The 11,508-nt window shown below is 69.4% G+C and carries 7 protein-coding genes and 1 pseudogene; 3 read left to right on the forward strand and 5 right to left on the reverse strand.

The window, feature by feature from the left end; all coding sequences use genetic code 11:
- The first annotated feature begins 332 nt into the window (after nt 1-332).
- Nucleotides 333-4,253 carry a choice-of-anchor D domain-containing protein gene (locus ABH935_RS17470; RefSeq protein WP_370378943.1) on the forward strand — a complete coding sequence of 1,307 codons (3,921 nt, stop codon included), beginning with the start codon at nt 333-335 and terminating at the stop codon, nt 4,251-4,253.
- Nucleotides 4,254-4,335: 82 nt separating this feature from the next.
- On the opposite strand, the gene ABH935_RS17475 is transcribed toward ABH935_RS17470, so the two are convergent.
- Nucleotides 4,336-5,193, reverse strand: coding sequence for an NAD-dependent epimerase/dehydratase family protein (locus tag ABH935_RS17475; RefSeq protein ID WP_370378944.1), 858 nt, complete (start codon nt 5,191-5,193; stop codon nt 4,336-4,338).
- A gap of 238 nt (nt 5,194-5,431) precedes the next feature.
- On the opposite strand from ABH935_RS17475, the gene ABH935_RS17480 reads away from it, so the two are divergent.
- Nucleotides 5,432-6,232, forward strand: coding sequence for an SDR family NAD(P)-dependent oxidoreductase (locus tag ABH935_RS17480; RefSeq protein ID WP_370378945.1), 801 nt, complete (start codon nt 5,432-5,434; stop codon nt 6,230-6,232).
- 168 nt (nt 6,233-6,400) lie between these two features.
- A pseudogene (locus tag ABH935_RS17485) lies at nt 6,401-6,844 on the forward strand (DUF998 domain-containing protein); the annotation flags it as partial.
- Here the strand turns inward: ABH935_RS17485 and ABH935_RS17490 are convergent.
- The 4 genes from ABH935_RS17490 to ABH935_RS17505 form a co-directional block, all read right to left on the reverse strand.
- Nucleotides 6,773-8,161: an acyltransferase gene (locus tag ABH935_RS17490; protein ID WP_370378946.1), complete on the reverse strand. Its 1,389-nt coding sequence runs from the start codon at nt 8,159-8,161 to the stop codon at nt 6,773-6,775. The pseudogene ABH935_RS17485 and the gene ABH935_RS17490 overlap by 72 nt on opposite strands.
- 103 nt (nt 8,162-8,264) lie before the next feature.
- Nucleotides 8,265-9,038, reverse strand: a complete 774-nt coding sequence (locus tag ABH935_RS17495; protein ID WP_370378947.1) for an alpha-ketoglutarate-dependent dioxygenase AlkB — start codon at nt 9,036-9,038, stop codon at nt 8,265-8,267.
- Nucleotides 9,022-10,251: a hypothetical protein gene (locus ABH935_RS17500; RefSeq protein ID WP_370378948.1), complete on the reverse strand. Its 1,230-nt coding sequence runs from the start codon at nt 10,249-10,251 to the stop codon at nt 9,022-9,024. Before ABH935_RS17500 ends, ABH935_RS17495 begins: the two co-directional genes overlap by 17 nt.
- Before the next feature lie 88 nt (nt 10,252-10,339).
- The gene (locus ABH935_RS17505) at nt 10,340-11,503 is read right to left on the reverse strand and encodes a class I SAM-dependent methyltransferase (protein ID WP_370379008.1); all 1,164 of its coding nucleotides are present in this window, start codon (nt 11,501-11,503) and stop codon (nt 10,340-10,342) included.
- Between the last annotated feature and the right edge of the window lie 5 nt (nt 11,504-11,508).

Below are 11,508 nucleotides of genomic sequence, written 5' to 3' on the forward strand. Positions count from 1 at the left end.
CCAACCCTCTGGGAACGGAGTGTAAATTGTTGCGCATCGCGATCGCCGACGGGCTTGGGCGCTGGTAGTTTCCGGCTTCCGGCACAATCGCCGGGATCGGGATCCGCGCAGGGGGTAAAGTGCTTCTTTCGGGCAGAATCACGCGAAGGCGCGCACGGCCGGCGATCGCCGTCGCCGTTGTCGCCGTACTGGTCTCGGCGGTTCTCAGTTTGCCCTCGACCGCGGTCCGCGCCGACGTTACCACAGTATCGCAGGACACTTATAGGACCGGATGGGATCAGAACGAACCCGCGCTGACCCCGGCCGGAGTCGCGTCGTCCTCGTTCGGGCAATTGTTCAGCACTCCCGTCGACGGCCAGGTATACGCACAGCCGATCGTCGTGAAGAACACCGTTGTCGCCGCGACGGAGAATGACAAGATATACGGCTTGGATCCCGCCACCGGGGCGATCAGATGGACCGACGACGTGGGTCCGGCCTGGCCGATCACGAAAGTCTGGAGCCAATGTACTGACCTTTATCCGAACATCGGCGTGACCTCGACCCCGGTCTACGATCCGGCTTCGGGCTACGTCTATTTCACGGCCAAGGTCAACGACGGCACGGATATCAACAGCCCCAACTGGTATATGCACGCGGTCTCGCCCGTGGACGGCACTGAGAAGGCCGGCTTCCCGGTGCGGATCGGCGGCTCGCCATCGAACGACCCGCAGAACGTGCCCTTCGACGCCGAGCACCAGATGCAGCGCCCCGGCCTGCTGCTGCTCAACGGCGTCGTCTACGCCGCGTTCGGCTCGCACTGCGACAACGGCCCCTACCGCGGCTACGTCGTCGGCGTCTCCACGGCCGGGAAGCAGACCGCGATGTGGGCCTCCGAGGTCACCTGGGCCGGCGGCGGCGCCGGGATCTGGCAGTCCGGCGGCGGCATCGTCGCCGACTCGGGCGGCGGAATGTACGTCGCGACCGGCAACGGCGTCTCGCCCACCCCGGCGCCCGGAACCAACCCGCCGCCGTACCTGTCCGAGGCGGTCGTGCACCTGAAGGTCAACGCCGACGGCTCGCTGTCGACCTCGGACTTCTTCGTACCGTCGAACGTCAACGACCTCAACACCGCGGACAAGGACCTCGCCTCCGGCGGCCCGATGGCGCTGCCGGACAGCTTCGGCACCGCCGCCCACCCGCACCTGCTGGTGCAGCAGGGCAAGGACGGCCGGGTCTTCCTGCTCGACCGCGACAACCTGGGCGGCATGGCGCAGGGTCCCGGCGGCACCGACGCCGATGTCAGCACCATGACACCGGGGGCCGGCGGGCAGTGGAACCACCCGGCGTTCTGGGGCGGCGACGGCGGCTACGTGTACGTCGTCGACAACGGCGCACCGCTGCGGGCCCTGAAGTACGGCCTCGACGGCGCCGGGACACCGGTGTTGAGCCTGGCCGGCACCAGCAGCGGCGGCGGCTTCGGCTACACCTCCGGCGCGCCGGTCGTCACCTCCTCGGGCACCACCTCCGGCACCGCGGTGGTGTGGGTCGAGTACTCCGGCGGCTCCTTCGGCACCGGCGGCCAGCTGCGCGCCTACAACGCCGTGCCGGACGGCAACGGAACCCTGGCGCTGCTGGGTTCCTGGCCGATCGGTTTCACGTCCAAGTTCGCCACCCCGGCCACCGACGGCGGGAAGGTATACGTCGGAACCCGCGGCGACGTGCAGAACGGCTCGACGCAGGGCACTGTCATGGGCTTCGGCTCGCCGACCACGGCCGCGCTGACCGCGTCCACGGTCGACCTCGGCAAGGTGAACGTCGGAGCCACCGGCACCGCCACGCTCACGGTGACCGCGACCAAGCCGGTGACGATCTCGCGGATCACCGCGGCCGCGCCGTTCTCGGCGACCGCGCCCACGCTGCCGGTGACGCTGACCACCGGCGGCACGCTGTCGCTCCCGGTGTCGTTCTCGCCGACGGCCGCGGGCTCGGTGACCGGCATCGTCGGCTTCACCACCGACTCCGGCACCGTCGGCGTCGGCGTGACCGGCTACGGCGTCAAACCCGGCTTCAGCGCGGCGCCGGGCACGGTCGTCTTCAACCAGCAGCCGACGGGGACGACGGACACGGTCAACGTGACCGTCACCAACACGGGTACGGGCCCTGAGACGATCAGCGGCACGACCGCCCCCGCGACCCCGTACACGGTCACCGGACTGCCGGCGGCCGGCACCGTCGTCCCGGCCGGCGGCACCTTCGCGTTCAGCATCACCTACGCCCCGACGGTCGCGGCCACGGACAACGCCTCGGTCACCGTGAGCTCCACCTCCGGGACGCTGACCGTGCCGATCTCCGCCTCGGCCGTCACCGGTCAGGCGAACCTGGTGTTCAGCCCGTCGACCCTGGCGTTCGGGAACGTCCCGGTCGGGGCCACCGCCTCGGCCTCGTTCACGGTGTCCAACACCGGCAACATCCCGACCACGCTGTCCAAGGCGAAGGCACCCGGCGGCGACTTCAACGTCCCGAACCCGGTCCCCGAGGGCCTCGTGCTCGGCGCGGGGCAGACCATCACGGTCACCGTGCAGTTCAAGCCTTCGGCGAGCGGGGCGCAGACGACTCAGTACACGCTGACACCCGACAGCGGGCAGGGCGTGATGAACGAGCCGATCACCGGCACCGGCGTACCGGTCCTGCCGACGCCGCCGACCTCATGGCACGCGAACGGCGCCGCGACGCTGCCGAGCAGTGCGGCGGGCACCATCCAACTGACCCCTGCGACGAACAACCAGCGCGGGTCCGCGTTCTACACCTCGGCGGTGCCGACGAACGGCCTGACCGCGTCGTTCACCGCGCGGATGAGCGGCGGCACCGGCGGCGACGGCTTCAGCTTCGCGCTGGTCGACGCCACCAAGGGCACCGCGACCGGAGTGGGCGCCGCGGGCGGCGGGATGGGCTTCTCCGGCCTGACCGGGCTCGCGGTGGTCGGTGCCTCGTCGTGGAACGGCAAGCTCGGCTACGGCGACTACGTGTGCGTCGCGCAGGGCCCGGGCGACGGCGGCCAGGACGTCAACTGCCTCGCGGCGGCGAAACTGCCCGCGGCGTGGGGGTCGTCGGCGCACCAGCTCGCGATCACCGTCACCGGCTCCTCGGTGAAGGTGTCGGTGGACGGGACCCAGCTGCTGAACTACGCGCCGGCCGCCGGGGTCATCCCGGCGAGCGCCTTCGCCGGGTTCACCGGGAGCACCGGCGGGCTGAACAACGTCATCGCCGTCAGCGGCCTGAGTATCGCGCCGGGGACCTCGACACCGGTCGGCCAGGCGCTGACCGCGAACCCGAGCTCGGTCGCGTTCGGCAACGTCGCGACCGGCGCGACCGCCTCGCAGAACGTCGTGCTGACCAACAACGGCGGCCTCACCGAGACGGTGAACTCGGTAACGTCCCCGACCGGCGCGTTCACCGCGACCCTGCCGGCCACGGGGGTGACCATCGCCCCGGCCGGGACGGTCACGGTGCCCGTGACGTTCGCACCGACCTCGTCCGCGGCCGGGTCGCAGAGTTCGTCGTTCGGCGTCACCACCACCTCGGGGACCGTCACCGTGGCCCTGTCCGGCTACGGGGGCACCGGCGGCGCCACCGCGAACCTGCCCGCGCTGACGGACGCCACCTGGCGGGCGAACGGCACGGCCGTGGTCGCCGCCGGCACGACCGCCGCACCCGGCGGTACGGCCACGCTGACCGCCGACGGCGCCACGGGTTCGGCCGGGACCGTCGTGAACAGCACCGCGGTGAACCCGATCGGGTTGACCGCGTCGTTCTCAGCGACCATTTCCGGGTCGGCGACGCAGGGCGCCGACGGCATGACGTTCGCGCTGCTGGACGCGTCGCAGACCACGAACACCGCACTCGGCCAGACCGGCGGCGGGCTCGGCGTCGCGGCGCTGCCGGCGACGTTCGTCTCCCTGAACACCTATGGCGACATGGGCATCTACGGGCACTCGGCGTGGTGCGCGGTCGGGACGGCGACCTACGGCAACGCCAATCTGAACGCGGTCGCCTCCAACACGGCGATCCCGGCAATCCGGAACACCGGGGCGCACGCGGTCACCGTCACCATCACCGCGGCGTCGCACGTCGTCGTCACCCTGGACGGGACCCAGGTGCTGGACGCCGCGGTCACGCTGCCGCCGAAGGTGCTGGTGGCGTTCACCGGCGGGGACGGGTCGCTCACCGACACGCATCTGGTGACGAACCCGGTGGTGACCTACACGCCGTAGTCGGCTGCCGGTCGGGCGCCGCCGTGCTGGAGTAGCGCGGCGGCGCCCGGTCGAGAACCGAACCCGGGATCGGGGGGGTTTCTCAGCCCTGCTCGAAAGTCCCGAGCGGGTCGTCGTGCGTCGGGACCCAGCCTAGTTCGCGGCGGGCCTTGGCCGAAGTCAGGCGCTGGTCCAGCGCGAACGCGTCCGCGACGGGCCCCATCTGGGCGCGGGCCTGTTCGATGGTGATCGACACCGTCTTGCCACCGAGGCCGGCACCGCGCGACGTCGCCTCGGCGACCTCCTTCATCGTCGGGTGCGTCTCGCCGACGCCGATGTAGACCGATCCGGCCTTCGCCGCGAGCGCGGCGACGTAGAGCGTGGCGACGTCGTCGACGTGGATCAGCGACCAGCGGTTGGCGCCGTCGCCGATGTACGGGACCGCGCCGTCGCGCTTGCCCGGCGTGATGAAGAAGTGATCGATCAGCCGGTTGTCGCCGCCGTAGAGCAGGCCGGGCTGCACGACGACCGGACGAGCGCCGTCGGCGGCGCGGGCCAGGACCTGGTCCTCAACCGACTTGCGCCACGCCACGACGCTCGGCGGATTCCACGGCGCGGTCTCGTCCTGCACGCCGTCGGTGTCGCCGTAGACCCAGCTGCCGCCGGTGTGCACATAGGTTCCGGCCCCGACGCCGTCTTGCATGGCGGTGGCAGCGGCGAGCTCGGTGGCCGGGGAGTCGGCCTGCGCGAGGTGGATCACCGCCTCGGCGCGGGCGGCCGCGTGCTGGAGCACGTCCAGATCGGCGAGCCCGCCGCGTACCGCGACCGGGCCCACATTCGCGACGGCCCGCGCCGACTGCTCGCTGCGCGCCAGCGCCTCGACGACGTGGCCGTGGCGCACCAGCTCGGCGATCGTGGCCCGGCCGATGTAGCCGGATCCGCCTGTCAGGAAAATCCTCATTTGTCATCCTCCGTCACTCTTCAGACCCGTCTCCACGATGCGGCCTGATCAACGGCGGCGTCCAAGACCTCTTCGGCTCTCTGTGATACCCGCAGGGCATCACACGCGCTGATACCCGCAGGGCATCACAGGACACGGAATAGGTCTTGGACAGCACGGGGTCGGGAGATCGAGAGTGGATGTGTCGCGGCGGCGGCTGCCGCCGGCGAATCTCGAACGCTTTCCAGAAGGTGCAACCATGGCTCACGTCCTGATCACCGGGTCCTCCGACGGACTCGGCCTGATGGCCGGCCGCCTGCTGATCGCCCAAGGCCACTCGGTCACCCTGCACGCGCGCAACGACAAGCGAGCCGAGCAGACGCGTGCCGCCGTGCCGGGCGCCGAGGACGTGCTGGTGGCCGATCTGAGTTCCCTCGACGGGATCCGGTCCCTCGCCGCGGCGGCCGACGCGGCGGGCCGGTTCGACGCCGTCATCCACAACGCGGGCATCGGCTACCGCGAGCCGCGCCGCGTCGAGACCGCCGACGGCCTGTCCCATCTGTTCACGGTCAACGTGCTCGCGCCGTACCTGCTGACCGCGTTGATGACGCGGCCGGACCGGCTGATCTACCTCAGCTCGGGCATGGCCCGCGGCGGGGATCCGGACCTGTCCGATCCGCAGTGGACCGGCCGTCGCTGGAGCGGTTCGCAGGCTTACAGCGACAGCAAGCTGTTCGACGTCCTGCTGGCGTTCGGTGTCGCGCGCCGGTGGCCGGACGTGCTGTCGAACTCGGTGGAACCCGGGTGGGTTCCGACGAAGATGGGTGGGCGCGGCGCGCCGGACGACCTGGATCAGGGCCCGGTGACTCAGGCGTGGCTGGCCGTCAGCGACGACGAGGCCGCGCTGGTCACCGGCCGGCACTTCTACCACCAGCGGGAACGCTTCGTTTCCCCCGAAGCGCAGGACGCGGCGGTTCAAGACGCGCTGCTCGACTACTGCGCCGAACTCACCGGCACAGCGATCACGGCGACCACAGCGATCTCGACGATCGACGGCTGATGGAGCTCACCGTGGCCGTCTGAGTAGTCGCGGTCCCCCATTTGGCCGAGCGCGACAGTCTGCTCGACTCCCGTAGAACAAGTCCGATCAAACGCTCACAATTACGGTGTGCGTATGCCGCTCGTTCCATGGTGGACACTGCTGTCATCCGGTGCAGCCCCGATCCTGATGATCGGCGGCTGGACGGCCGCCGCGGCTCTTCAGCCCACGGGGTTCGATCCGCTCAGCCACACCATCAGCGCGCTGGCCGCCGACCGGGCGACCGACCGGTGGCTGATGACCTGGGCGTTCGCCGGCATCGGGGTGTGCTACTTCGTCACCGCGTACGGGCTCAAGCGCATACGGCCCGCGGGTCGGATGTGCCTGCTCCTCGGCGGTGTCTGTTCGGTCGCGGTGGCGGCTTTTCCGGAGCCCGGCGACGGCGGCACCACGCCCCAGCACGTCGTCGCCACCGGGATGGGCTTCGTGACGCTCGCGGCGTGGCCCTGCCTGGCCGTGGAAGACGGCCCGTCGGTGCCGTGGCCGCTGCGACCGGCGTCCTCAGCCGTGTTCACCGCGCTCGTACTCGTCAGCGCGGCCTGGTTTCTGTACGAACTGAACGGTCACGGCTATGCCGGGGTGGCCGAGCGTGTCGTCACGGGGCTCCAGTCGCTGTGGCCGTTGATCGTCGTCACCGGGCTTCGGTACGCGGCCGGTCAGCAGGGTCGCAGTCATCCCGACTACGAATCCGGCCAGCGCGGGCCCCGGCAGGCGCCCGCCTGGCGCGAAGCCGTCCACGGCGAAGGTGGCCAGGCTCTGAGCCGCGGCCGCAATGCCGACCACCAGCAGCACCGGTGACCACCACCCGGCCGGGCCGACCCCGCCGGGCAGACGCAGCATCGGCCGCTCGGCCCAGCTGACGGCCGCGACCACCGGGACCAGCAGGACGGTCAGCAGGGCCAGCCAGACCACCCGCACCTCCCACCACCACCCGCTGCCGATGGGGGGCTGCGCGAACACGCCGGTGGCGTAGAAGGCCACCGCGGCGACGAGCGCGGGCACGAAGTGCCACAGGTAGACGTTCATGACCACGCTGTTCAGGCGCTTCACCCGCGGCCACAGGCGCGGCCCGGCCAGCCGCCGGGAGACCCACGGCTCCGCCGCCAGCACCAGGCCCGACTGGGCTGCCGCGAACGCCAGAAGCGCGATCGACGGCGGGTTGGTGTTGCCGGACCCGACCATGTCGACCTTGAAGGTGCCCGACGCCACCAGCCCCACCAGCAACGCCGCCCCGACCACCGCCAGCGCGTAGGGGCGCCACCGCGGCGCGGTCAGCCGGCCGTCCAGCCACGCGAAGCCCCACTGGTGGATGCCGCCCCACACGAACAGGTAGTTGGCGTAGCCGACGAAGTGCAGGCCCGGGGCGGTCCTGACCACCTCGACCAGCGCGGTCGCCACAGCCATCGCGGCCGGCACCGCCAGGCCCCACCGCCGGTGCGCGGCCAGCAGGACCGGCGTGAGCGCGTTGAGCAGCAGGTAGACAGGCAGGAACCACAGGTGCAGGGCCATCAGCCAGGCGATCTCGGCGAGCTCCGCACGGGGCACCCCCGCCGCCTGCGCGATCACCACCGCGACGATCGCCACGGCGATGTAGGCGGCGGTCGGCCACAGCAGCCGCATGACCCGGTCGCGGACCCACCGGGTCCAGCCCTGGCCCTCGGCGTGGTGCGTGCGCCAGGACCCGGCGTTGACGTACCCGCCAACGAGGAAGAAGACCGGCATCACCTGCATGGCCCAGGTGACCCACCGCCCCCAGCCGATGTGGTCGATCGCGTTGACGCCGGACAACCGCCCGTGCTGATAGGTGACCGAGACCAACAGCCAGTGGCCGTAGACCACGCCGCTGATGGCCACGACCCGCAGCAGGTCCGCGTAGCGATTCCGCGCCATGTCGTCCTTCGGCCGGCTTTGGGCGAACTTCGAGATGAAGGGGGCCTACCCGGGTCTGGGGGAATTATTGGAGCTTCGCACACCGGTTCACCCGTTCACGGGTTCACGGCGGCGGCGGCAGCAAATCGCTGTCGCTGATGGTATACGTCAGCGGAGGGTAGACGAAGTCCGTCTCGTTGTTCTCGCGGCGTCGCAGTCGGTAGAACTCGCGCTGCTGCTCGTCGTCGGCCGGCGTGAGGCGCGCGTCGTGGGGGAGGTACGCGTGTCCGTCACGGAACCGGATGAGGGTCTTTGATGTTCGAAAGGTCACGCCCAGCCAGTGGTTTTCGGCCGCTGGGGCGGGCGCGTCCAATATGATCTTGTGGCGGAGTCGCCGGTTCGCGTCGGCTGAGAAAGCGACGACGCTGTTGTGGGCGAGAGGGATCTCGAACTTCTCGCCGCTGGACTCCTTCGGTTCGAAGATCAGCTTTCTCGGCGGGCCCGCTTCGGGATTCTGGTAGCACGAGAAGACAGCGATGAACGACTCGGCGGCCAGATCGAGGGCCTGGTCGGAGTGGCCGCCCATGGTTGTGTAAGCGTTCGTATAGGTCTCGATGAGGGCGTTGTTGAAGCCGGCCGAGAGCCCCGTACGTTCTTGGATCTGTTGCGCCAGCCGCTCGTGCACCGGCCGGAAACGCTGCGCCGGGCTGCGGTATCGAGTGGTGGTGCGCACTAGAGGTACGCCACCCGCCTCGTCGACCCTCGTGAGCACGGCGCCTCGCCGACCTTTGCCCACGTCTTCCCAACTCACCGAGGCGAACAACTCTGCAAAGAGGTTCTCCTCGACTGGCAAGGCGCACAACAGGATCTCTTCGGAGATCTCAGACTCGGGGGGCATCGTAGTCTCCCGCATTCATGCTGAAGAGAATCTTGTCGCCGTAATCAATGAAGGACGCGGTCCTGTTCTCCTCCGCGTACAGCCTGCGCAGCTCGTCCATGCCGTCCGGCGTGGGTGGCTCCAGTTCCACCAGATCCCCGGCGACTTTGAGGAACGTGTGGCCGTCCTTGTGCACGGCTTCGGCGTTCGAGCAGCGCACCACGTATCCCAGGCGGGTCGGGAGCAGCGCTGCGTCCAACATTGACGGCCGAATCTCGTGCGTATAGAGGCGGTTGGTGGACAGCGGCATGAAGAACACGGAGCCGGGATAGAGCGTCACAGTGAACTGTGACGGAAGCACGGACTCCTCGCGGTGTTCGGTCGACTCCTTGAGGCGAAAGTGGAGCTTGGTCAGCCCACTGACACCGTTCACGCCATAGTCGAACGCGTCCTCGGCTAGCGGCTGAAGCTTGTCAAGCTGGTCGTAGAAAGTACAGAAGGCCATGATGCCGTTGGCTGGCATGTCCTTCGTCTTGTCGGCGTGCGCCGAGATCTTCGCCTTGGCCTGCTTACGCTCAGCCGTGGCAAGGGTGTTGTGGTAGATCTGCGCGAGGACGTGATTCAACGTCGCCGGGCTCCGGAAGACAGCAGCGGCCTCGCGGTTCAGATCCTCGACGATGCGCGCGTCTGTCGGGCGAAAGTTCTCGGTCGGCCCCGAGAAGTTCGTGGAGCAGCGGAGCAGACGGAAATGGAGTTCATCAGCATCCTGCGTGACCGGCGTCAGATAGATCCCGCTGCGATGGGCCGTTCCCGGCTTGGTGGACTCCGTCAGGGACTGGAACTCGTGCTCCGCACTGATCCGTCCGAAGTGATCGTCGCCGAGTTCGAAGAAGCGACGGTAGTACACACCGGCGCCGCCCATGCGGATAGGGACCCGGCCGATATCAACGAGGGTCCACGGATCGTCGACGTCCTCGCGGTACCCCTGTGACAGCTCGCGGATAACGAATACCCGGGAAGCCGTGCGCAGTTGGTGGCCGCTGATCCCGGATATGTCACCACAGAGGTAGACGGTCTTCTGCCCGAGATCGGGCGAGCCCGTAGCCAGGTCCTCTGGCGTGATGGTGGACCCGAAGAAGTCCCTCACCAAGTCAATATCATGCAGTACGGAAGGCGCGACCAAGATGCTGCCCGCATCCTCGATGCACGCTTCCGTCAGCGCTGATTTGTCCATCAAACCCCCCGTTCATCGACTGGTAGCCGCAGACGAGCTACACGTTAGCGTTCACGCAGCTCGCGCCTCCAACCACCCGGAGTTCGCCTCAGTCGCGCCGCGCGACCACCCGGTACGCGTTGGAAAGCCGAAGGCTGCGTATCAGGGCCTTGGGAATGATCCGATCCAGGATCGTCGCCGCGACCAACGCCGGGACGCCGAGCGTCACGATCACCGCGCGCGCCGTGCGCTTCAGGCGGCCGGGACGCTGCGGGAGCCAGGGGGCCTCGTCGCGGGGGGCCAGGGCGTCCAGGACGAACCAGGTGGCGGCGAGGAGGTCGACGCGGTCGTGGGGTTCGGCGTGTTGTTCGGCCAGCACGGTGAAGCCGAGGGCGGTGAGGCGGGTGCGGAGGTTCTGGATCGGGGTGAAGTGCAGGTGTTGCGGTTGGAGCCAGGGCAGCCAGCGGCGGCCGAGGAGGCGGGAGTAGCGGCTGGCCGCGTCGGGGACCTCGATCAGCAGGTGTCCGCCGGGACGCAGAGCCTTGTGTGCCGCCTCCAGTTCCAGGCCGGGCTCCACGCTGTGTTCCAGGTAGTGGAACATGCTCACCACGTCGTAGGTCCCTGCGACTGACGGCGCGACGTCGACGAAGCTGCCGCGGTAGCCGTGCCGGACGCGGCCGGCGCGCTCGGCCAGTTCGGCGCCGTCCGTGAAGTCCAGGCCGTCGAACGCCGTGTCCGGGAAGACTTCGCGCGCCGCCTCGCAGAAGTGGCCGTGGCCGGTGCCGACGTCCAGCCAGGTGTCCGGTGTGCGAGCGGAGCCGGCGACGCCGGAGACGTGCGGCAGCAACGCTTTCGCGCGGCGGCGGTACGTCGCGCCGCGGCCCGCGAAGATGCCGCCGCTGCTCTTCTCGCCAAGTCCGTCGTAGAAGTCGCGGTAGTAGAACTCAAGTCCTTCTGAGCTTAGGCGCGGGTTCTGGAAGATGTGCCCGCAGTCCAGGCACCGGTCCAGGCGGAAGTCGCCGGGCTTGTGCTGGAGCAGATCGGTGGTGTGCAGGCGTTCGCGGAGCCGGTCCGAGGCGCACCACGGGCAGACGGTGCGGCGCGGTTCGAAGAACCGGTCGAGGCCGTCCTTGAGGTCGGCTTCGTAGGCGGGGCGGCGTAAGGCGATCGCCTCGGCGCGGCGTGGTGCGGTAGCGGCGGGTGCTCCGGCAGACTCCGGGGCTCCGGCGGGCTGGTGTGTCGGCTCGGGCTCTTCGGTCGGACCCACGCGAATTGAGT

The sequence above is a fragment of the Catenulispora sp. GAS73 genome, from assembly GCF_041262085.1.
Lineage (GTDB): Bacteria > Actinomycetota > Actinomycetes > Streptomycetales > Catenulisporaceae > Catenulispora.